The sequence below is a fragment of the Sinomonas sp. B1-1 genome, from assembly GCF_050474465.1.
Classification (GTDB): Bacteria; Actinomycetota; Actinomycetes; order Actinomycetales; family Micrococcaceae; genus Sinomonas; species Sinomonas flava.
Genome location: NZ_JBCHVF010000003.1, coordinates 264,848 through 287,140, shown reverse-complemented (window position 1 = coordinate 287,140; position 22,293 = coordinate 264,848). Strand labels below are relative to the sequence as shown.

Here is a 22,293-nt window from a genome sequence, read left to right as displayed (position 1 = left end):
CCGAAACGAGGAGGGGCGGCCGGGGGCTACTCGACCGTGACCGACTTCGCGAGGTTGCGCGGCTGGTCCACGTCGTAGCCCTTCGCGGAGGCGAGCTCGGCGGCGAAGATCTGCAGCGGCACCGTGGTGAGCAGCGGCATGAGCAGCACGGGCGTCTCGGGGACGTAGAAGACGTGCTCGGCGTAGTCGCGCACGGCCTCGTCGCCCTCCTCCGCGATGACGAAGGTGCGGGCGCCGCGGGCGCGGACCTCCTGGATGTTGGAGACCACCTTCGAGTGCAGCGACTCGCGCCCGCGCGGGGACGGCACCACCACGAAGACCGGCTGGCCCTCGTCGATCAGGGCGATCGGGCCGTGCTTGAGCTCACCGGCGGCGAAGCCCTCCGCGTGGATGTACGCGATCTCCTTGAGCTTGAGCGCGCCCTCGAGCGCCACCGGGTAGCCGACGTGGCGGCCCAGGAACAGCACGGACGTCGCGTCCTTCATGCTGCGGGCGAGCTCGCGCAGCGGGCCCGCGTTGTCCAGCACGGTCTGGATCTTCTCGGGGATCCTGTTCAGGTCCGCGAGGACGTCCTTGATCTGGCCGGAGAAGATGTTCCCGCGCAGCTGTGCCAGGTAGAGCCCGAGCAGGTACGCGGCGGTGATCTGCGCGAGGAACGCCTTGGTCGAGGCGACGGCGATCTCGGGCCCCGCGTGCGTGTACAGCACGGCGTCGGACTCGCGCGGGATGGTGGACCCGTTGGTGTTGCAGATGGAGACGGTCTTGGCGCCCTGCTCGCGGGCGTACCGGACGGCCATGAGCGTGTCCATGGTCTCGCCGGACTGCGAGATGGACACGACGAGGGTGTTCGAGTCCACGATCGGGTCGCGGTAGCGGAACTCGTGCGCGAGCTCCACCTCGGTCGGGATGCGGCACCAGTTCTCGATCGCGTACTTCGCGACGAGGCCCGCGTACGCGGCCGTGCCGCACGCGAGCACGATGATCTTGTTGACCTTCTTCAGCTCGGCCGGGTCGATGCGCAGCTCGTCGAGGATGAGGCGGCCGGAGGTGTCGGAGCGGCCCAGCAGGGTGTCCGCGACGGCGGCCGGCTGGTCGTGGATCTCCTTCTCCATGAAGGACGGGAAGCCGCCCTTCTCGGCGGAGGCGGCGTCCCACGAGACCTCGAACTCCTTGCCGTGCGCGGGCGCGCCGAAGAAGTCGGTCACCTCGAACGAGTCCGGGGTGATCGTCACGATCTGGTCCTGGCCGAGCTCGACGGCGCGGCGCGTGTAGTCGATGAAGCCGGAGACGTCGGAGCCGAGGAAGTTCTCCCCCTCGCCGAGGCCGACGACGAGCGGCGAGTTCCGCCGCGCCGCGACGACGACGCCGGGCTGGTCCGCGTGGACGGCCAGGAGCGTGAACGCCCCCTCGAGCCGCTGGCAGGCGAGCTGCATCGCGCGGGTGATGTCGCCGTCGGCCGCGCCGCGGTACAGGTCCCCGATCAGCGCGGCGGCGACCTCGGTGTCCGTCTCCGAGGCGAACGCCACGCCCTTCGCGGCGAGCTCGGCCTTGAGGGTGGCGTAGTTCTCGATGATGCCGTTGTGGATGACGGCGAGCTTGCCGCCGTCGGCCAGGTGCGGGTGGGCGTTGGCGTCGGTCGGGCCGCCGTGAGTGGCCCAGCGGGTATGCCCGATCCCGGTGAGGCTCTCGGGCAGCGGGTGCGCGCTGAGCTCGTTCTCGAGGTTCTTCAGCTTCCCGGCCTTCTTCCGGGACTCGATCCCCCCGTCTGCGACCACCGCGACGCCGGCAGAGTCGTAGCCGCGGTACTCGAGGCGGCGCAGGCCTTCGATCACGACATCAAGGGCACTGTGACTTGCATCGGGGCGCGACTGGGCGCGGCCCACGTAGCCGACGATTCCACACATGCGCTCCATCCTACCGGGGCGCCGGTGTCCTCCATATTTCGCACCTGCGCCGCCAGTTGGCAGAATCACATGAGTGAGTCTGCAGAGAAGCGAGTTCAGTGGCGACGGCGCGACGCCTTTCGTCGAGCTAGACCGTGCCACATGGGCCCGCCTGTCGGACCGCGTGGAACAGCCCCTCAACCAGGAGGACATCGAGCGGATCAGGGGCCTCGGCGACCCCCTGGATATGCGCGAGGTCCGCGACGTGTACCTCCCGCTCTCCCGCCTGCTCTCCCTCTACGTCGAGGCGTCCGGCCAGCTGCACACCGCGACCCAGACGTTCCTCGGGGAGCGCACGCAGCGCACCCCGTTCGTGATCGGCGTGGCCGGTTCGGTGGCGGTGGGCAAGTCCACGATCGCCCGCGTGCTGCGGGAGATGCTGCGCCGGTGGCCCTCCACGCCGGACGTGCAGCTCGTCACGACGGACGGCTTCCTGTACCCGCTCTCGGAGCTGACGCGCCGGGGGCTGCTCGAGCGGAAGGGCTTCCCCGAGTCGTACGACCGCCGCGGGCTCCTGCGCTTCGTCGCCGAGATCAAGTCCGGCGCGGAGGAGGTCCGGGCGCCCTGGTACTCGCACCTCACCTATGACATCGTGCCCGGCCGGGAGGTCGTGGTCCGGCGCCCGGACGTGCTCATCGTGGAGGGCCTCAACGTCCTCGCCCCCGCCCGCCAGCGCCACGACGGCACCACTGGGCTGGCGCTGAGCGACTTCTTCGACTTCTCCGTCTACGTGGACGCGAAGACGAGCTACATCGAGAAGTGGTACGTGGAGCGCTTCCTGAAGCTCCGCTCGGGCGCGTTCGCGCAGCCGGAGAGCTACTTCCACCGCTACGCCTCCCTCTCGGACGAGGAGGCCGTCACCACCGCGCGCAGCATCTGGAAGCGGATCAACGAGCCGAACCTGGTCCAGAACGTCCTCCCCACGCGCGGCCGCGCCCAGCTCGTGCTGACCAAGGACCAGGACCACTCGATCCGCCGCATGCTCCTGCGGAAGGTCTAGCGGCGGTGGCCGCACCCAGCAGATCGGGCTCCCGCGCACGACGCCGCCGGGGCGCCTCCGCGGCCCTCGCCGCCCTCGCCGCCCTCGCGCTGAGCCTGAGCGCGTGCTCGCCGACCACGGTGGTTGAGCGCAGCGAAGCCGAGTCGACCACGGTGGTTGAGCGCAGCGAAGCGGAGTCGACCACGGCGGTTGAGCGGAGCGAAGCGGAGTCGACCACGGCGGTTGAGCGGAGCGAAGCGGAGTCGAAACCCCCCAACGCTGCCCCGTCTCCCTCTCCCAGCGACACCCCCACCTATCCGAGCCCGACGGCGGCAGCCGCCCCGGCGCCGTCGTCCGCCCCGACCGTATCCACTGACCCGGCGAACCCGCTCGTGGTCGTGAACAAGCGGCGCCCGCTGGCTCCGATCGACTTCGCGCCGCAGCTGGTCGCGCCCAACGTGGTCACGGCGTCGGGGCAGCAGGAGCTCCTGAACCCGGTGACGGCCCATGCCGCGGAGCAGATGTTCGCTGCCGCGACGGCGGATGGGGCGCCGATGACGCTGCTGAGCGGGTACCGCTCGTACGCGACGCAGGTGGCGACGTACAACGGGTGGGTCGCGCGGCAGGGGCAGGAGGCGGCCGACGTCGCCTCGGCCCGCCCTGGCTACTCGGAGCACCAGACAGGCTTCGCCTTCGACATCGGGGACCCCTCGGGGGCATGCTCCCTGCAGCCGTGCTTCAAGGACACGAAGGCCGCACTGTGGGTCGCAGCGCACGCGCACGAGTACGGGTTCATCGTGCGGTACCCGTGGTGGTACCACGAGACCACCGGCTACTACTACGAGCCGTGGCACCTGCGGTACATCGGCGTCGAGGCCGCCACGGACATGCACCGCCGCGGGGTCGCGACCCTCGAGGAGTACCTCGGGCTCCCGGCCGCCCCGGCCTACGGCGGTTGAGCGGAGCCCGGCGGTTGAGCGGAGCCCGGCGGTTGAGCGGAGCGAAGCGGAGTCGAAACCCCGGCGGCCGAGCGGACCCCGCTGGTTGAGCGGAGCGAAGCGGAGCCGAAACCCGGCGGCCGAGCGGACCCCGCTGGTTGAGCGGAGCGAAGCGGAGTCGAAACCCCGGCGGCCGAGCAGAGCCCGGTGGTTGAGCGGACCCCAAACCCGGTGGTTGAGCGGAGCGAAGCGGAGTCGAAACCCCGGCGGCCGGGCAGAGCCCGGTGGTTGAGCGGACCCCAAACCCGGTGGTTGAGCGGAGCGAAGCGGAGTCGAAACCCCGGCGGCCGGGCAGAGCCCGGCGGTTGAGCGGACCCCAAACCCGGTGGTGAAGCGGAGTCGAAACCCCGGCGGCCGGGCAGAGCCCGGCGGTTGAGCGCAGCGAAGCGGAGTCGAAACCCCGGCGGCCGAGGAACCCGCTCACTCCTTCATGTTCGACTTCAGGTCTGCATAGCGACCCTCAACGACGCATCTTCGCTTGGCGCGGCTCCAACCCTGGAGCTTCTTCTCGAGGTAGTAGGCCTCGGCGATGCTGTCCATCTGCATCGACCACGCGAGCTTCACCGGCCGGCGCCGTCGTGTGTACGCAGCACCCTCACCGGCGGCGTGCTGTGCGACCCGGCGTTCCAAGTCCGTCGTGCTGCCCACGTAGTAGCTGCCATCGGCGCACTCCAGAATGTAGGTGAAAGCCATGAAGCCAAAGCTAACCGGGGGCCTACCCGTCCGGAGGGTTATCCACAGGAGCTGGTGAAGGGGCTTCGACGCCGCTCAACCACCGTCCGCCAGGGGTTTCGACGCCACTCAACCACCGTCCGCCAGGGGTTTCGACGCCACTCAACCACCGTCCGCCAGGGGTTTCGACGCCACTCAACCACCGTCCCCCATGGGTTTCGACTCCGCTCAACCACCGTCCCCCATGGGTTTCGACTCCGCTCAACCACCGTCCGCCGCGGGTTTCGACTCCGCTGCGCTCCGCTCAACCACCGCACCCGCTCAACCACCGTCCGCCGCGGGTTTCGACTCCGCTGCGCTCCCCTCAACCACCGGGGGTCCAGCTTCCGCACAGGATCTACCTAGGCGGGTCGCATAGGGTACTCCCCATGTCCTCTGGCAGCAAGAAGCTTTTCGACACCACGACCGCCCTCGGCAGGGTCCTCGCGTTCTTCGCCGTGAGCGCGCTGTGCGGGGTGCTCGTGGCCGGGCTCATGTCCCCGGCCCTGGCGCTCACCGGCGGTGCCGCGACCGGTGCCACGGAGGCTCTGGCGGCGGCCCCGAGCGAGCTCACGAGCACCCCTCCGGGACAGGCGACCAAGGTCCTCGCGGCGGACGGCTCCGTGATCGCGAACCTCTTCACCGAGAACCGCACCGACGTCCCGCTCGAGAAGATGTCCCCGAACATCAAGAACGCCATCGTGGCGATCGAGGACTACAGGTTCTACGACCACGGCGGCGTGGACCCCATCGGGATCCTGCGGGCGCTCGCCACGGACCTGGCGGGCGGCCGCCAGGGCGCCTCGACCCTGACGCAGCAGTACGTGACCAACGTGCTCAACGAGCAGCTCGTGGCCCAGGGGCAGAGCGCGGACATCGTCCTCAACGGCCAGAAGGGCGTCAGCGACAAGCTGCGGGAGATGCAGCTCTCCATCGCGCTCGAGAAGAAGTTCTCCAAGGACCAGATCCTGCAGGGCTACCTCAACGTTGTCCCCTTCAACGGCAACGCCTATGGGGTCCAGGCCGCGAGCCAGTACTTCTTCTCCCTCGACGCCAAGGACCTCACCCTCCCGCAGGCCGCGCTCCTCGCCGGCCTAGTCAACGGGCCGGCCTACTACGACCCGTCGCAGCACCCCGACCGGGCCAAGGACCGGCGGGACCTCGTCCTCGACGCGATGCTCGCCCACGGCTACATCGACCAGCGCCAGCACGACGACGCCGTCGCCGCCCCCATCCAGCTCAAGCTGAACCCGCCGCGCCAGGGCTGCGCTTCTGCCGCACAGGCCCCGTACTTCTGCGACTACGTCCTCCACCAGATCCTCAACGACCCGGCGTACGGCGCGGACCCGACCGCCCGCCTGAACAAGGTCATGCTCGGCGGACTGACGATCAAGACCACCCTCGACCCGCGCCTGCAGGGCCCCGCCCAGAAGCAGGTCGACTCGACCACGGGGACCAACCCGGACAAGTGGGGCGCCTCGCTCGTCACGGTGCAGCCGGGCACGGGGAAGGTCGTCGCGATGGCCCAGAACAGCCGCATGGCCGAGGGCCAGGGCTCGGGCTTCGTCACGTCGTACAACTTCAACGTGGACTCCGCGGACGCCAACGGCAACGACCTCGGCGGCGCCGGCGGCTACCAGCCCGGGTCCACGATGAAGCCCGTGACGCTCGCCGCGTGGCTCATGGAGGGGAAGGGGACGGACCAGACCGTGGACGCCTCGCGGCGCCGGTACGGCTCGAACTTCCCGTGGAAGTCGACGTGCGGCCCGGTCCACGGCGTCTTCGACAGCACCGTGCCCGGCTCCACCGACCTTCAGAACGACGAGGACGGCTACTACCGCCCCATGACCGTGCGGCAGGGCATCTACAACTCGATCAACACGGCCACGTTCGCCTCCGCCGCGGGGCTGACCGACTTCTGCGACATCCAGCGCGCCGCCGACGCGCTCGGCATGCACCAGGGGGACGGCAGGGACCACAAGCTGGACCTCTCGACCCTCGGGAATCTGCTCGGCGGCGAGAACGTGGCGCCCATGACCATGGCCAACGCCTTCGCGACCTTCGCCGCCAACGGCACGTACTGCACCCCGATCGCCATCACCGAGGTGGACGACAACCAGGGCAAGCGGATCGGCGGCCAGTCCCAGCAGTGCACCCCGGGCGCGGTGAACCCCGACGTGGCCAAGGCCGCCACGAACGTGCTCCAGGACGTCCTCACCAAGGGCTCGGGCCTCCTGATCCCGCAGAAGCTCGGGGTTCCCGACGCCGCCAAGACGGGCACCAACAACGAGAACAGCCAGACGTGGGTGGTGGGCTACACGCAGGGGCTCGCGACGGCGTCGTTCTTCGGCGAGGCGCTCAACGGCCCCTCGGTCCGGATGGGCCGCGACATCACGGTCAACGGGAAGTTCTACCCCGTGGTCGACGGCGCGTACATCGCCGGGCCGCAGTGGGCCGGCTACATGCAGCAGGTGGCGAAGTACTACGACCACGGCAGCTTCGACGACCCGCCGCAGCGGCTCATCAGCGGCCGGGGCTGAGACCGGGCGGGCGGCGCGGGAAGGATTTAACCGCTCGTTCATTCTGGTCCGGCGGCGGCAGGTCTACTGTGGGCCCATGCTGAGTGGATTCAAAGAGTTCATCATGAAGGGCAACGTCCTCGACCTTGCCGTCGCCGTCGTCATGGGCGCCGCGTTCGGCGCCGTCGTGGACGCTCTGGTCAAGAACGTCCTCATGCCCGCCATCTCCGTTCTCGTCGGCCAACCCAACTTCGACAACTTCCTCGCGGTCGGGCCCATCAAGTTCGGCGTGCTCCTCACCGCGATCATCAACTTCCTCCTGATCGCCGCCGCGATCTACTTTGTCGTCATCGTCCCGATGAACCACATGATCGCGCGCCGCAACCGCAAGCTCGGCATCAAGGACGAGGAGGCCGGCGAGAAGGTCGACCCGCAGATCGCCCTCCTCACCGAGATCCGCGACTCGCTCAAGACCCGCCAGAACTAGCGCTGGCAGGCTGGATGCCGGCACCCGCGCCTCGGGTGCCGGCGTCCAGCGTGCCTTGAGGGTCCGTGTGTAGACTCGACCCCCATGATTGCGTCACTGACCGCCGGAGTAGCCCTTGCAGCCTCGGTCACGGGGGCGAGTCTCCCCTCCGCGGTCGCCGCGGACGGCCCCGCCTGCGGAACCAAAGTGCTGCCCGTGACCCTCTGCGCCGACCACGTCAGCCCCCTCATCTCGGCGTCACCGGCCCCCTCGCCGTCGCCCTCAAGCACGACGGCGACGTCCCCGGCCCCGCAGCCCACCTCGCCGTCCGCTCCCGCTCCCCAGCCTGCGCCCGCCGCACAGGCCCCGGCCGCGCCGGCCCCCAGCGCCGGCACGGCCTCCCCGGGCACAGCCTCCTCGGGCACAACCGCCGGCTCCCAGGGTCCTGTCGCCCAGTCTGTGCCCGCACAGGCGGCCGGCCCGCTCCCGGCGCCGGCCGGACAGGCCACGGACGGGACCGCTCTCCTGTTCCCCGCCTCGACGGACGCGGCGGCGATCGTCCTGCCCACGCCGTCGGCCTCGATGTCACCCGCGGGAGCCGCCTCCGGCGAGCCTGCGGATGCGTCCCGTACCGACGTCGCGGACGGCTCCGCCTCCGACGCCTCCTCGCCGTCGCACCTCATCAGCCCGACCCCGGTCCTCCTGGCTGTGGGCTTCCTCCTGACCTCGATCTCGGGCGTGGGCCTGTACCGCCGTCGTGCCAACGGCCCTCTCGCCCTCCGCGACAGCTAGGACGCGGCCCTCACCCGGAGAGCCCCGCCTCTGCGAGGCGTTCGGCCCCGTCGCGGAAGGCGCTGCGGAGGTCGCTCTCGCCGAGCCGGGACGCCGCCGAGGCGAAGACGATCGCCCCGACGATCCGCGCCTCCTGGATCCGCCACGGTTCCGGGAACGGCCCCTCGTCCGGCCGCGGTCCGGGCCACGGCCACGGCCAGCGGCGCGGCCACGGGGTGCCGCACCAGTCCTCGACGAGCTCGCCCACCCAGCCCGCCGGGTTCTCCCCACGCAGCTGCGCCTCGATGGCCAGGTGCACCACCCGGTTCGCCATGCTGACGGCCCCGACGGCGATGTCGTGCGGATCCTTCGGCGGCAACGGCTGCGGGTTGAGCGCCACCGACTCGACCCTGCGCCCGTTGACGGGGCCGTGCGGGATGATCGCATCCCAGATCTCGGGACGGAGCCGGCTGATCGCAGCCAGGAGCGGAAAGTGGGCCATGCTGTCCTCCCGGACGGAAGCAGAGTGCGAATCCCCAGCCGGAGCCCTAATCTCCTGCCGCAAGTATCCTCGCCACCCACCCGCCGCGTAATAGCGCACGACGCCGCGCCTCACCGAGTGTTGACCGGCTCGCCTCGGCGCGGCACTCTGGCGGCAGATCAACGTGCGGGGGATCTCCACGAGGAGGCGAACCATGGTTCCGTGGACGCGGATCACGCTCGGCGTCCTGACCGCCCTCGGCGGCGTCACCGCGCTGGCCGGCGGCGCGACGCTGGTGTGGGGGTCCCTGTCCGTGGGCACCGTCGAGTGGGCCACGCCGCCCGAGACGATGCTGGTGGGCAGCCCGTTCACCTCATACCTCATCCCCGGCCTGCTGCTCGCACTGGTGATCGGCGGCACACAGATCACCGCGGCGGCGATGCTGCTGCGGAGGGCGCGGGGCGCTGCCCTCGCGACGGCGGTGGCGGGCTACGGGCTGCTGATCTGGATCTTCGTGCAGATGATCGTCATCCCCTTCAGCCCGCTGCAGGCCATCTACTTCGCCTGGGGCGCCGCGGAGGTGGGGCTCCTCCTCGTGGCCCTCGGCCTGTTCCGGCGCCCCGCCGCAGACGCCGCGGAACGGTGGACCACGGCGCCCCGCTGACGGCACGCAATAGGCCCATTTGTGCGGTGACGCGTCCGACCGCCTCTGACCCGTCACCGCACAGACCGGACCCCTGCGCGCCGGAACCCTGACGCTCAACGACCCGCGGGTCTCAGGGCCTGTGAGCCTCACCGACCCCGCGCCCCGCGACTCGGCGCCCAGCCCTACACCGCGACGAGCTCGACGATCCCGTAGACGCCCGTGTCGCTGACCCGGCCCGGCTCGAAGCCCGCGGCCGCCCCCAGTGCCTGGTGCTCCGCGGCAGAGCGCTGGCGGCCCTCCGTCTGGGCGAGCATCATGAGGTCCGAGACCGAGACCGGGAACGCCGCGACATTCGGCTCCTGGAGCCACTCCAGCACGAGAACCCTCGCGCCCGGCACCGCGGCCGCGCGGAGGTTGCGGAGGATCTGCCGGCACTGGCCGTCGTCCCAGTCGTGCAGGACGTCCTTGAGGAGGTACAGGTCGGCCGGGGCTTCGAAGCCCTCGAACAGGTCCCCCTGGACGGCCCGCACCCGCTCCCCCACGCCCCGTGCGGCCAGGTAGTCCCGCGAGGCGGCGAGGGGCCCCGCCTGGTCGACCAGCACGCCGTCGAGCGTCGGACGCGCCCTGAGCACCTCGGCGAGCATCGAGCCGATGCCGCCGCCCACGTCGCACACCGTGCCGTGCTCAGGCCACGGGTAGGCCGCGACGATGAGCGGCGCCGCGAGGAGCGTGAGCTCGTGCATGGTGCGTGCGAAGCCCGCCTCCTCGTCGGGGTGCGCCGCCATGTGCTCCCAGAGGGTGGTCCCGGTGGCCTCGTTGAAGGCGGGCTTCCCGTCGGCCAGGGTCTCGGGGAGCCGGAGCCAGCCGGCGAGGACCGCGTCCGAGGTCACGTAGCGGATCCAGCCGGCCATGGAGTGTGGGCTGTCCTCGAGCAGGAGCCTTCCGGTGCGCGTGAGCGTGAAGCGGCCGCCGGCGTCGAGCGTCACGAGCCCGTAGACGGCGAGGCCGCGCAGGACGCGGTGGACGGTGTCGGCGTGCAGGTCCAGCTCCGCGGCGACCTGCTGCGCTGTCTTCCGCCCGGCGGCCAGCGGCTCGACGAGGCGGGTCTTCACGGCCGCGCGCATCAGCGCGACCGCCGCGACTCCCCCGCTGACCTCGAGGAACCGGGCCTGGGCGGGTTTCAGCGCGGCCGCGGCCCGTTCGAGGGCGGCGCTGAGCCGTTGGACGGCGCGGACGACAGGTGGCGGCGGCGGGCGCATGAGGCGAGCGTACCGTCCTGCTCAGGCTGGGGTTCCCGGACGGCGTGTCGGCGCATGACACGCCGCGCCAGCACCCGCGGAACGCCCCGAACTGAGCAGGAACGGACGGGCCCCCGGCGCGAGCGCGGACCTGCGAGGCCTCAGCCCTCAGTGCTCTCCACGCCGGGCATCGCCAGGAACTCGAGGACCTCGATGGTGCCGCCGGACTCGGTGTGCGGGTGGCCCTCGAGGAGGCCCTGGACTTCGCCGAGGGAGCCGCCCTGCATGATCGAGAAGCCGCCGATCGGGTCGCCGCCGCCCGGGCCCGCGACGCTCTGGACCGGCGAGCCCATGTCCACGAGGGCCGCGGCGGCCCGCTCGCCCCAAGCGTTCCACGCGTCCATGCGGGCAGCCGCCGCAGCAGAGTCCGTGTTGGCCATCTGCTCGCGGGCAGTGCGCGGCGAACGGTACAGGATCAGGAACTTGGCCACGGAGACTCCTCAGCTCAGCGGGACGGCCCGCATCAGGGCCAAGCTCATGGTCCAGCCGGGGAGCGGCCGCGGCAAGGGCCAGCGCCCTTACCCGCGGCGGGCGGCCTACGCCAGGGCGAGCTGGCTCTCGACCACTCCCGCGAGCCGCTCGGCGATGGCCTGGGCGGTTGCCTCGTCGGCGGCCTCGACCATGACGCGCACCACTGGCTCGGTGCCGGAGGGACGCAGCAGAACCCGCCCGGACTCCCCCAGCTCGGCCTCGGCGGCAGCGACAGCCGCCGCGACGCCGTCGTCCGCGCTGACCCTCGCCTTGTCCACGCCCTTCACATTGATGAGCACCTGCGGGTAGCGGGTCATGACGGCGGCGAGGTCCTTGAGCGGCCGGCCGGTGCGGGCCACCTGGGCGGCGAGCTGGAGGCCGGTGAGGACGCCATCGCCGGTGGTGGCGTAGTCGGAGAAGATGACGTGGCCGGACTGCTCGCCACCGAGCGAGTACCCGTGCGCGCGCATCTCCTCGAGGACGTAGCGGTCCCCGACGGCGGTCTCGCGGATGGCGACGCCGGCGTCGCGGAGGGCGATCTTCAGGCCGAGGTTGCTCATGACGGTCGCCACGAGGACGTTGTCGCGCAGCTTCCCGTCGTCCTTGAGGGCCAGGCCGAGGATGGCCATGATCTGGTCGCCGTCCACGACCGTGCCCTCGTGGTCGACGGCGAGGCAGCGGTCGGCGTCGCCGTCGTGCGCGATGCCGAGGTCGGCGCCGTGGGCGATGACGGCGGCCTGGAGCTGCTCGAGGTGGGTGGAGCCGACGCCGTCGTTGATGTTGAGCCCGTCCGGCTCCGCGCCGATGACGACGACGTTCGCGCCGGCGTCCTTGAAGACCTGCGGGGAGCAGCCGGACGCGGCGCCGTTCGCGCAGTCGAGGACCACGGTGAGGCCGTCGAGGCGGTGCGGGAGGGTGGTGAGGAGGTGGACGATGTAGCGGTCCTCGGCATCCGCGAAGCGCTGGATGCGGCCGACGCCGGCGCCGGTGGGACGGACGGGCTCCTCGGAGAGGAGGGCCTCGATCTGGTCCTCGGTCTCGTCGGGGAGCTTGTGGCCGCCGCGGGCGAAGAACTTGATGCCGTTGTCCGGGGCCGGGTTGTGGCTGGCGGAGATCATGACGCCGAAGTCCGCGCCGAGGTCCGCGACCAGGTAGGCGGCGGCGGGGGTGGGCAGCACGCCGGCGTTGAACACGTCCACGCCCGCGCTCGCGAGGCCCGCCTCGACGGCGGCGGAGATGAACTCGCCGGAGGCGCGGGGGTCGCGGGCGACGACGGCGCGCGGCCGGGCGCCGTCGGCCACCTGCCGGTGCCCGAGGACGACGGCGGCCGCCTGGGAGAGCTTGAGGGCGAGCTGGGCGTCGAGAAGGCCATTGGCCAGTCCCCGGACGCCGTCGGTACCGAAGAGCCTAGTCACAAGGGCCTAGTCTACGGCGGTTGAGCGAAGTCGAAACGCGCCCCGGCGATTGAGGCCGACGCCGAAGCCTCAGTCCCGCAGCACGGGGAACCTCGCCGCGTAGGTCTCGCCCTCCTCGAGGACCTCCGCGGCGGGCCCCACGATGAGCGGATCCGGGGCGTGGGCGACCTTGAGGTCCTTCTTGTCATAGGGCGTCACGTGGAGCACGTAGCGCATGGCCTCGAGGCGGGCTCGCTTCTTGTCGTTGCTCTTGATGACGGTCCACGGCGCGTCCCCGGTGTCCGTGTAGAAGAACATGGCCTCCTTCGCCTCGGTGTAGGCGTCCCACTTGTCGAGGCTGGCCATGTCTGTGGGCGAGAGCTTCCACTGCTTCACCGGGTCCGTCTCGCGGGAGGCGAAGCGGTTGAGCTGCTCCTCGCGGCCCACGGAGAACCACAGCTTGTGCAGCCGGATGCCCGAGTTCACGAGCATCCGCTCGAACTCGGGGGCCTCGCGCATGAACTCGTGGTACTCGCCCGGGCTGCAGTACCCCATCACGCGCTCGACGCCGGCACGGTTGTACCAGGAGCGGTCGAACATGACGATCTCCCCGCCGCTGGGCAGGTGGGCGACGTACCGCTGGAAGTACCACTGGGTGCGCTCTGCGTCGGTGGGCTTCTCGAGGGCCACGATCCGCGCGCCGCGGGGGTTGAGGTGCTCGTTGAACCGCTTGATCGCCCCGCCCTTGCCGGCCGCATCCCGGCCCTCGAAGAGGATCAGGACCTTCTGGCCCGACTCCTTGACCCAGAGCTGGAGCTTGAGGAGCTCGATCTGCAGGGCCCGCTTCTGCCGCTCGTAGGCGGGCCGGGAGAGCTTCTCGGTGTATGGGTAGCCGTGGCGCCACGCGTGCGGGTCGGCGCTGGGCGTGACCTTGTGGTCGACCTTGCCGATCTCGCGGAGCTCGTCCAGCTCTGCGGCGTAGTCCTCGGTGACGGAGAGGCGCGGATCCTCGGGGTTCGGTCCCATGGATGAAGGGTAACGCCGCGGGCGACGACGACGAACGCCCGGGTGCCGACTGGCACCCGGGCGTCCCCCAACTCTGTTGAGCTACTTGCCGGGAACGAGGCAGCCGCCGTTGGCGATGGTGCCGTCGATCGCGGTGATCTGGGCCTGGACGGAGGAGAGCTGCGTCTGGAGGCCAGCCACGGTGGCCTTCTGGGCAGCGATCGCATCCTTGTTCGTCTTCTTCTGCGCCTGGAGGTCCCGCAGCGTCCCCTGAGCGGTGCTGAGTTGCTGGTCAAGGGCCACGCCTTGCTGCTGCAGCGAAGCGAGCTGTGTCTCAGTGTCCGAGACCTGCTGCTTGAGGTCGTTCAGCTGCTTGAGGAGCGGCGCGACCTGATTCTGCAGATCAAGGACTTTCTGCTCGGCGACCTTGATCTGCGTGTTCAGGTCAGTGAGCTTCGCGACGAGCGTGTCACTGGCGGCGTTGAGCAGGACGAGCTCGCCCTGCTTCGTGTTCACAGCAGCATTCGCCTGATCGACAGCATCCTGAAGCGCCGGCAGCTGGTCCTGGAGGGACTTGAGCTCTGCCTGCTTGTCCCTCACGGCCTGCTGGGCCGCGGTCAGGGCGTCATTTGCCGCTGTGAGTGCGCTCTGGAGCTGGGTTAGCTTGTCCTGCTGCGCTGACACTTCCCTGACGGCCGCATCACGGTTCTCAGTCAAGCCCGGCAGTGCGTCCTCCAGATTCTTGACGACGGCCGCCTGCGCGTCCACGGCGGCCTGAGCAGTAGCCGCGGCATTCTGCAGGGTGCCAAGGTCAGACTGGAGGCCCTGAAGCTCCGCCTGCTTTGCCCCGACGGCGGTGTTGGCGGTGTCCACGGCGGACTGCAGCGCGGGCAGCTGGCCTTGGAGCGTGGTGAGTTCAGCCTGCTTGGTCGTCACAGCGTCGTTGGCGCTCGCGAGCGCTGCTTGGAGTGGCGCCGCCTGCTGCTGGAGCGCGCTGCTGTTCTGCTGTGCCGAGAGGAGCTGCGCGTTGAGCGAGTCGACGGTGGCCTGCAGTCTGGTCAAGTCGCCCTGGAGCGCCGCAATCTGCCCACTCGTCGTAGTGATGTTGCCGTTCACTGTGATCAGCTGCGTCTGATCGTTCTCGAGCCTAGCCTGCGCATCGCGCTTGGCCTTGGCATTCGAAGACGTGGGGTAGGAGTCAATGATGGCCTGCTGGGCGGCGATGTCGTTCTGCAGGCTCGTCTTCTGCTGCTGCAGGGACGCGAGGGTGTTCTGCGCCGACGTGAGTTCAGCCTGCTTCGCCGTCACCGCCTGCTGCGCGGCGGCGAGCTGGGACTGGAGGCTGGTGATCGACGCCTTGGCGTCGGCGATTGCCTTGGTGTTGGCGTCGACGGCGTCAGCGGCCTGCTTGGCCGTGGCCTGCAGCGAGGTCAGGTCGGTCTGGGCCTGGGCGATCTGAGCCTTCTTGGCTGCGAGGGCGCCGGCGGCCTGCTGTGCGGTCGCCTGCAGGCCCGCGAGGTCCGTCTGGGCCTGGGCGATCTGAGCCTTCTTGGCCTCGACGGCGGTCGCGGCATCGGTCGCCGTCTTCTGCTTTGCCGCGAGGTCTGCCTTGGCGTCGGCCACCGCCTTGATCTGAGCGTCAAGCGTGGACTGCGCGGTCGTAGCAACTCCCTGGAGCCGGGTCAGCTCGGCCGTCGCAGCGTCGACTACGCTCTGCGCGGTCTTCACATTGTCCGCCGCCGTCTGTTCGGCCGCTTGGAGGTTCGTCAGTTCGCCCGCAGCCGAGTTGATCTGGGCCTGCTTGGAGTCGAGGGCAGTTTGGGCATCACCAGCAGCCGTCTGCAGCGTGGCCAGTTCGGCATTGGCCGCGGCGATCTCCTGGTTCTTGGCGTCGAGTGCTGCCTGAGTGCTGGTGGCCTGGTTCTTGAGCTCGGCGCTGGCCGCCTGCGCTGCCGCGAGCTGGTCCTGGAGGGGCGAAAGCTGGGAGGCTAGGTCCGCCTGCTGAGCCTGAAGCGTTGCAAGGGTGGAAGTCGCAGTCTCGATTTGCTGCTGAGTAGCGGTCTGCTGCTGAGTCAGCGAATCGACCGTTGCCTGCGCTGTCGTGATCTGCTTCTCGAGCGCCGCAAGGTCGTCGTCAGCCTGCTTGATCGTTGCGTTGAGGCCAGCGATCTCCGTGTTGAGTGTGTCCGCCTCCTTCTGCAGATCCGCCCTCTTGGCCTGAAGCACTGCGATGGCGTCAGCGTTCCGCTTCGTCGCGGCCTTGAGCAGGTTCTCTTGGATCGCGCCCCGGTGCGCCAGCTGGTTGACCACACCGTTGCAGACGCCCTGCGTGCCCGCAGGCCCGTCGGCCTGCGCGGGCAGCCCGACGGTGAGCAGCGCTCCCGTGATGCCCGGGACCAGGACGGCGGCCGCGAGGGCCCGCCTGAGCCGGGTTGTGCGGGTAAGCAAGTAGTTCATGATTCCTCCGAGTGGGTGCGAAGGGACACCAACCGAGACCTGAGACGCCGAGGTGGCAATAGCAGAAGGTTGAGATCCCACGAGCCGGGGCTCGCGGTGGCGCCGAAGCGCGAATGCACGATGTGTCCCCTTCATCGTTGGCATTGCGCCCGACTCTGGACGCGTTTCAAACGCTATGCGCCTCCCGATAACCGCGCACCACTTGTTTTGCAAAGCGAGTACTCGAAAACATCTGTCATGAAAACGGCAGGGCCGCCAGCACTACTTATCCCCGGCAGGCGGTGATCCGGTAGAGCTTCGCGTCCCCTTGACGGTCGACCAGCTGCACTGCCTTCGACGTCTCCAGGTCCTCGATGCCGGGGAACTGGTGGACCTCGACTCTGTTCGGATCAATCCAGTGCGTGCCGAAATTGAGAACGTATCGAGTGTTGAGCCGGTCCAATGCAGCGCACACAGGGGCGCCTGGGGCTGCGTCGCGCAGCGACTCTGCGATGAGTACGTGATCGGGGTCAGATCCTCGATAGGCATGGGGAAACAGGACGAAACGATCTGCGAGGGCGTACGCCATCGAGCTTCCGTCCCAAGGGTTGTTTGCGATCGAGACCCCAGCAGGCACTTCGCTGCCGAGTCTGGAGAGTAGCTCGAACTCATCGGTTGACAGGATCGGCGCGTCCGGCCATAGCCCGAAAGAACGGACGCGATCTGGATCGTGCGGCCGCTGCCCCGGCCAGAAGAGCACGCTCACCGCGACCACGACCGCGAGGCCACCGGCGACGGCCACGGCAGGGCCACGTGAGGCTGCCTCACTCAGTGGATCGGCATTCGTACGGCGGAACCGCGCCATACAGCCGGCAGCCCAGTCGCCGAAGGCCGCAATGAAGATCACGGCGAACATCGGGAGCATGGCCCCAAGCCGTACGTTGTCGCCCCACCAAGCCCCGGTCGTGAACCCTCGAAACAGCTTGTTATCAGCCACTGCGCCCACCACGTAGAGGTAGAGCACGCCCACATAGCTCGCCAAGATCCAGCGGCCCCGGGACCTGGAGAGGGCCACCATCCCCGCGATAGAGCAGACCGTGAGGACCCACGGCTCGGGCCCATCCACTGGGGCCAGAGAGAGCGCGCCCCAGAGCGCGCCCCACAAGTCCGTGAAAGGACCCCAGCCAGTTCCCAAGGGTGATCGCGCGAACGTCCAGCCCAGAAAATAAAGCACCCCAAGAACGATGCAGGTGGCAGCCCAGCGGAAATACCAGATGAGCTCAGCCCGACGTCGTCGAAGGTTGATAAAGACCCGTGCCGCAACAATAAGGAGAAGCGGTGCCGCGAATGCGGCCACTGCAACGACTCCGGATGTCTGCGACATCGCCAAGCCGAGCACCACCAGGCCAAGCATTCCGAGCGCTGGGAGTCGACCGGGAAATCGACCACGAAGCCGGAAACCCAAGATGCTTCCGAGAAGCGCGAGCGTGACCGGCAGGACGGCGGTCGACATCGTGAAGGGAAAGAGGGCGCCAAAGTCACCCCACTCACCCTGCAGCCCCGTCCAAGGGAAGATGTACATCCCTGCAGAGGCCACGCCGGATGGGACGATGGCAGCGGCCCGACGTCCGACCATGGCCCTCGTCGCGGCCACGGCGGAGACCGGCCAGGCGACAGCGCATACCGCCGCATTCATTGCATTGCTGGCGAGGGGGATGCTTACACCGGTTGCGTTGACCACCAGAGCAGCGAAACCGTGCCATAGCGGCGGATACATATCGATCGCGTCACTGAGCTCCGCAGACGTGAAGTACCCGATTTCGTGGGTATCGAGGATCAGTCGCACGAGATTCGCATGGAAAGGGGCGTCAATGCCTTGGCTTATCGCATCCGGAGCGCCAACCACTTGGACGAAGCGAATAAGGCAGAGAACGACGCCAAGCCCCCCAGCGACAATGGTCGACCACTCGTTCCCGGCTCTTTCAGGCGGGCTAGGCGTACGCTTGTCCCGCCGTTGAACGATTCTCCGTACCCCCCAGACAGGTGCCAGAAGCAGGCCTAGCACTAGGAGGACGGTCGCGAGGTCCCAGGGGATCCGGACAAGCCAGAACAGGATCAGAATCGCGCCGACCACGCCAAGCGAAACCGCTGGGGCCAGCCCGATGGACCAGAGCCAAACGAGCCCCGCGGCGCGCAGCACCAAGGCTCCCGGTGCCACGATGAGCACCGCAGCGGCCAGATAGACGGGCGAGGCCACAATCCAATCCATACGATCCCCCCTGACTGTGGGGCACGAACAGTCCAAGGCAACGTACCCCACGGCACCACTACTTGGTTGCGCATCCGGGTACTCGTCTTTTGTCCGCGCTCTCGCGGAGGCCGCGCCACGCTCATAAGATCGAGCGCATGACGACGGCCAACGGGGGGCCGGCGATCGACATCGTCGTGCCGGTGTTCAATGAAGAAGACGCTCTCGCGAGCTCCATCACCACGTTGGTGGCCTATCTCGGCGAGGCACTGAGTGTGCCGTGGCTCGTCACGATAGCTGACAACGCGAGCACCGACCGAACGCAGGAAATCGGCGAGTCGCTTTCCGCCCAGCTCAGCGGCGTGAGATATCTCCGCCTTGAGACGAAGGGACGCGGTTACGCCCTTCGGCACGCGTGGCTCAACTCTGCGGCGAAGGTTGTGGCGTACTTGGACGTCGACCTCTCGACGGACCTCGCCGCCCTCCCGCCGCTCATCGCACCGCTCCTTTCGGGCCATTCGGATATCTCAATCGGAACTCGGCTGGGCCGATCGTCGCGGGTGGTACGGGGCCCGAAGCGCGAATTCATCTCCCGCGCGTACAACGCAATGCTTCGAGGTGCCCTCAGGGTGCGCTTCTCAGATGCCCAGTGCGGGTTCAAGGCCGTCCGGGCAGAGGTGGCGCGTGCTCTGCTCCCCCACGTCGAGGACAACGCATGGTTCTTCGACACCGAACTTCTCGTGTTGGCTGAACGGGCGGGCTTGCGCATCCACGAGATTCCGGTTGACTGGACTGACGACCCGACGAGCACGGTAGACATCGTTCAGACCGCCGTCGAGGACATGCGCGGCATCCTTCGCGTTGCCAGGTCGCTCGCGCTCGGACGCATTCCGCTTGCCGCGGTGTACGCCGAGTTGGGGCGCCGTCCGCTCCTGCCGGACCGCGCGCCGTCGTTCTTCGGACAGGTCCTGCGTTTCGGCACCGTGGGAGTGGCCTCGACGATCGCGTACGCGCTCCTCTATCTCATGCTGCAGCCGCTCTTCGGCCCACAACCGGCGAACTTCTCGTCACTGCTTATCACCGCTGTGCTCAACACCGCCGCAAACCGACGGTTCACCTTCGGCATCCAAGGGCCAGAGCATTACGGGAGGCAGCAATTCCAAGGGCTTATCGTGTTCGGCCTCGCCTGGACTCTGACCTCGTGCTCACTGCTCGTCCTCCATGGCCTCGCTGCTGAACCTGGGGCTACGGCAGAACTCGTGACCCTCACGATGGCGAACGTCGTCGCAACTGTGCTCCGCTTCGCCCTGCTGAAGGCGTGGGTCTTCCGGCAGCGCGCGACGTCGCGTAGTCGCGTCGTCGCTGAAATCGCGGCTCCTCGGGCTGCGGACGCTGCCTGATGGCGCTGACAGCCAAAGTGGCCCTCGAAGGGGTTGCCATCACGTCCGTGCGCAAGCGCGTGGAGGCCGGACTCCTTCTCACTGCCACCGCTCTGCTCTATCTCTGGAACCTAGGTGCCAACGGCTGGGCGAATCCCTATTACTCCGCCGCGGCCTTCGCTGGAGCAGACAATTTCACATCCTTCTTCTTCGGTTCCTCTGATCCTGGAAATGGGATCTCGGTCGACAAGCCGCCCCTGGCCGTGTGGGTCATGAGCCTGAGCGTCAAGCTGTTCGGCCTCAACCCGTGGAGCATCCAAGTGCCCCAAGCCCTCATGGGCGTGGCCACGGTCTGGCTGGTGTATCGGATGGCAGCCACAGTGTTGGGACACCGCTGGGGGCTCGTCGCCGGCGCCCTGATGGCTTTCATGCCGGTTTCGACAGCGGTTTTTCGCTACAACAATCCTGATGCCCTCCTCATGCTCCTCATGACGGGGGCAGCGGCCCTCACACTCGACGCCATACGACTGCGGCGCGTCTCGTTCCTGGCTCTGGCTGGACTGCTTCTCGGTGCCGGGTTCCTCACGAAGCAGCTCCAAGTCGCCTTCATCCTCCCTGCCTTGGTCGCAGCGGTGATCGTCGCAAGCGCATGGTCATGGAAGGCCAAGGCCGGGGGGATCCTCGGGGCGACGATGGCTGCGATCGTCACGGCGGGTAGCTGGCTGACCGCCGTCGCCCTGACACCGAGCGATGGCCGCCCGTTCATCGGCGGGACACGGAACAACAGCTTCCTCGAGCTCACGGTCGGCTACAACGGACTGGACCGGTTGACGGGTGTCGACGCCCAGCGGACGCAGATCGGAGAGCAGATCGGCGCCGAGGAGTTCCCACAGGCCGGACCTCTTCGCTACCTCTATCCGCAGCTTTCGGCCCAGGTCACGTGGCTTCTTCCCTTGGCATGTGCTGGACTCATCGTGGCAGTCATCGTGTGGCGACGCACCGAGAACCGGAACCGCCGCGCCTTCCTGCTTCTCCACGGTCTCTGGTTTGGAGTTGCAGCAGGAGTCGTCTCGATGATGTCAGGCATCGTCCATCCCTACTACACCCTTGCGGCGGTCCCAGCGGGCGCCTGCCTTGCGGCTTTCGGGCTGAAGACGCTCCTTGAACAGCGGGATAGGCGGAGCGCACGACTTCTGCTCGGACTGGCTTTGGCCCTTACTCTCCTCGTCAGCTATTCAAACGCGCTCCGCGGCGCCGATTCATTTCCTTGGCTTCCCACAGCCACGCTTGCCCTAGGAGCAGTGGCGACGACGTGGGCTGTCCTGCCTCCACGTGTGGACCTGAAGAGAAGTGGGCTGGCGCTCACCCTATGCCTAGTCCTCACGGGCCCAGGACTGTGGTCCCTCGCGACGGCCGCAGTGCCGCACGCCGGGGCCGGTCTGGCGGGCGGACCGCCAATCGACGGGTACCGAACCGACGATCCATCGGATCCCCTCATGCAAGGCAGGAACCGCCCTGATTTTGCCGCGACCATGTTCGGCAACGAGGTTGTGCCGCAGACGGTAGACATCCTGCGCCAAGCACCATTATCGATTCGATGGCCAGGCGCGGTGGTGGGTTCACAAAGCGCGGCCCGTTACGAGCTCGAGTCCCAGCGGGCGGTACTTGCAGTAGGCGGCTTCGACGGAACGGACCCATTCCCCACGCTTGACCAGTTCAAAGCGATGGTTGGACGGGGAGAGGTCGGCTCTCTCATCGTCGGCCAGCTGCCCCCAGCAACGTCGCTCGGGATTGGGGAGTCCGCCAAGATCTACCAGTGGGTCAAAGACAGCTTTCCGTGCCAGAAGATCGGCGGAGAGTGCGTCTACCGGCTCCAGCCCTGAGGGCAGCGAGGCCAACAGCAAACCAGACTCTGGTGCAGAGTCCCTCAGGTGCGGAAAGGCCCGCCCCGCGCATTGCGGGACGGGCCTTCCGAACGGTGGTTGAGCGAAGTCGAAACCCCGCCCAACCAGCCGAATCAGCGCTTCGAGTACTGCGGAGCGCGGCGGGCCTTCTTGAGACCGGCCTTCTTGCGCTCGACCACGCGCGCGTCGCGGGTCAGGAAGCCGGCCTTCTTCAGGGCCGGACGGTTGTTCTCGACGTCGATCTCGTTGAGAGCGCGCGAGACACCGAGGCGCACAGCGCCGGCCTGGCCCGAGGGGCCACCGCCGTGGATGCGGACGATCACGTCGTAGGCACCCTCGAGGTCGAGGAGCTTGAACGGGTCGTTCACCTCCTGCTGGTGCAGCTTGTTCGGGAAGTAGTTCTCGAGCGTGCGGCCGTTGATGGTCCACTGGCCGGAGCCGGGGACGACGCGGACGCGGGCCACGGCCTCCTTGCGGCGGCCGACAGCGGCACCGGAGACGGTGAGCGCCGGGCGCTCACGCTTCGGGGCCTCGGCGCCGGCGGGGGCACTCTCGGACGTGTAGCTGGTCAGGTTCTCCTCGGCCTCGGCCGGGGCAAGCTCTTCGTTCTGAGCCACAGTGTTCTCCTTGATGAATTCTTGACT

The 22,293-nt window shown here is 68.6% G+C and carries 18 protein-coding genes and 1 pseudogene; 9 read left to right on the top strand and 10 right to left on the bottom strand.

All coding sequences use genetic code 11. From position 1 onward, the window contains the following. Window positions 1-26: 26 nt before the first annotated feature. Complete coding sequence (gene glmS / locus ACQ5BE_RS08330) at window positions 27-1,904, bottom strand: glutamine--fructose-6-phosphate transaminase (isomerizing) (protein ID WP_430296563.1); 1,878 nt, start codon at window positions 1,902-1,904, stop codon at window positions 27-29. 73 nt (window positions 1,905-1,977) lie between these two features. Here glmS and coaA point away from each other — a divergent pair, with 73 nt between their 5' ends. Further along, the gene (coaA, locus tag ACQ5BE_RS08325; RefSeq protein WP_208709813.1) at window positions 1,978-2,943 is read left to right on the top strand and encodes a type I pantothenate kinase; all 966 of its coding nucleotides are present in this window, start codon (window positions 1,978-1,980) and stop codon (window positions 2,941-2,943) included. 5 nt (window positions 2,944-2,948) lie between these two features. Then, window positions 2,949-3,881 (top strand): M15 family metallopeptidase, encoded by a 933-nt coding sequence (locus ACQ5BE_RS08320; RefSeq protein ID WP_430296561.1) that lies wholly within the window; start codon window positions 2,949-2,951, stop codon window positions 3,879-3,881. A 459-nt stretch (window positions 3,882-4,340) separates the two neighbouring features. Here the strand turns inward: ACQ5BE_RS08320 and ACQ5BE_RS08315 are convergent, their stop codons facing one another. Beyond that, on the bottom strand, window positions 4,341-4,613 hold the full coding sequence (locus ACQ5BE_RS08315; RefSeq protein WP_208709815.1) for a GIY-YIG nuclease family protein: 273 nt from the start codon (window positions 4,611-4,613) through the stop codon (window positions 4,341-4,343). Between the two features lie 65 nt (window positions 4,614-4,678). Here ACQ5BE_RS08315 and ACQ5BE_RS08310 point away from each other — a divergent pair. From ACQ5BE_RS08310 to ACQ5BE_RS08295, 4 genes and pseudogenes are all read left to right on the top strand, one after another. Then, window positions 4,679-4,795 (top strand): annotated as a pseudogene (locus ACQ5BE_RS08310) (hypothetical protein); the annotation flags it as partial. Window positions 4,796-5,020: 225 nt separating this feature from the next. Next, a complete protein-coding gene (locus ACQ5BE_RS08305; RefSeq protein WP_430296560.1) occupies window positions 5,021-7,171 on the top strand; it encodes a transglycosylase domain-containing protein in 2,151 nt (716 codons plus the stop codon). Window positions 7,172-7,247: 76 nt separating this feature from the next. Beyond that, complete coding sequence (gene mscL / locus ACQ5BE_RS08300) at window positions 7,248-7,637, top strand: large conductance mechanosensitive channel protein MscL (RefSeq protein ID WP_344298789.1); 390 nt, start codon at window positions 7,248-7,250, stop codon at window positions 7,635-7,637. 84 nt (window positions 7,638-7,721) lie between these two features. Further along, window positions 7,722-8,408: a hypothetical protein gene (locus ACQ5BE_RS08295; RefSeq protein ID WP_430296558.1), complete on the top strand. Its 687-nt coding sequence runs from the start codon at window positions 7,722-7,724 to the stop codon at window positions 8,406-8,408. A gap of 10 nt (window positions 8,409-8,418) precedes the next feature. On the opposite strand, the gene ACQ5BE_RS08290 is transcribed toward ACQ5BE_RS08295, so the two are convergent. Beyond that, a complete protein-coding gene (locus tag ACQ5BE_RS08290) occupies window positions 8,419-8,889 on the bottom strand; it encodes a hypothetical protein (protein WP_430296557.1) in 471 nt (156 codons plus the stop codon). A gap of 193 nt (window positions 8,890-9,082) precedes the next feature. On the opposite strand from ACQ5BE_RS08290, the gene ACQ5BE_RS08285 reads away from it, so the two are divergent. Beyond that, window positions 9,083-9,532 (top strand): hypothetical protein, encoded by a 450-nt coding sequence (locus ACQ5BE_RS08285; RefSeq protein WP_430296555.1) that lies wholly within the window; start codon window positions 9,083-9,085, stop codon window positions 9,530-9,532. Between the two features lie 164 nt (window positions 9,533-9,696). On the opposite strand, the gene ACQ5BE_RS08280 is transcribed toward ACQ5BE_RS08285, so the two are convergent. The 6 genes from ACQ5BE_RS08280 to ACQ5BE_RS08255 form a co-directional block, all read right to left on the bottom strand. Then, entirely contained in the window at window positions 9,697-10,773 is a 1,077-nt protein-coding gene (locus tag ACQ5BE_RS08280; protein ID WP_430296553.1) for a methyltransferase, read from the bottom strand. Window positions 10,774-10,913: 140 nt separating this feature from the next. Further along, window positions 10,914-11,243, bottom strand: a complete 330-nt coding sequence (locus ACQ5BE_RS08275) for a hypothetical protein (RefSeq protein ID WP_430296552.1) — start codon at window positions 11,241-11,243, stop codon at window positions 10,914-10,916. Between the two features lie 105 nt (window positions 11,244-11,348). Continuing rightward, window positions 11,349-12,698, bottom strand: coding sequence for a phosphoglucosamine mutase (glmM, locus tag ACQ5BE_RS08270; protein WP_430296551.1), 1,350 nt, complete (start codon window positions 12,696-12,698; stop codon window positions 11,349-11,351). Window positions 12,699-12,767: 69 nt separating this feature from the next. Further along, window positions 12,768-13,703: a polyphosphate kinase 2 gene (gene ppk2 / locus ACQ5BE_RS08265; protein WP_430296548.1), complete on the bottom strand. Its 936-nt coding sequence runs from the start codon at window positions 13,701-13,703 to the stop codon at window positions 12,768-12,770. 81 nt (window positions 13,704-13,784) lie between these two features. Further along, window positions 13,785-15,992 carry a chromosome segregation ATPase gene (locus ACQ5BE_RS08260; protein ID WP_430296546.1) on the bottom strand — a complete coding sequence of 736 codons (2,208 nt, stop codon included), beginning with the start codon at window positions 15,990-15,992 and terminating at the stop codon, window positions 13,785-13,787. Between the two features lie 412 nt (window positions 15,993-16,404). Next, window positions 16,405-18,375 carry a DUF6541 family protein gene (locus tag ACQ5BE_RS08255; RefSeq protein WP_430296544.1) on the bottom strand — a complete coding sequence of 657 codons (1,971 nt, stop codon included), beginning with the start codon at window positions 18,373-18,375 and terminating at the stop codon, window positions 16,405-16,407. Window positions 18,376-18,524: 149 nt separating this feature from the next. Between ACQ5BE_RS08255 and ACQ5BE_RS08250 the strand changes: the two genes are divergently transcribed. Both ACQ5BE_RS08250 and ACQ5BE_RS08245 read left to right on the top strand, forming a co-directional pair. After that, window positions 18,525-19,766: a glycosyltransferase gene (locus ACQ5BE_RS08250; RefSeq protein ID WP_430296542.1), complete on the top strand. Its 1,242-nt coding sequence runs from the start codon at window positions 18,525-18,527 to the stop codon at window positions 19,764-19,766. Next, window positions 19,766-21,628, top strand: a complete 1,863-nt coding sequence (locus ACQ5BE_RS08245; protein WP_430296540.1) for an ArnT family glycosyltransferase — start codon at window positions 19,766-19,768, stop codon at window positions 21,626-21,628. The genes ACQ5BE_RS08250 and ACQ5BE_RS08245 overlap by 1 nt, the downstream gene beginning before the upstream one ends. Before the next feature lie 134 nt (window positions 21,629-21,762). Here ACQ5BE_RS08245 and rpsI read toward each other — a convergent pair whose 3' ends face one another. Next, complete coding sequence (rpsI, locus tag ACQ5BE_RS08240) at window positions 21,763-22,266, bottom strand: 30S ribosomal protein S9 (protein WP_208709852.1); 504 nt, start codon at window positions 22,264-22,266, stop codon at window positions 21,763-21,765. Window positions 22,267-22,293: the final 27 nt, after the last annotated feature.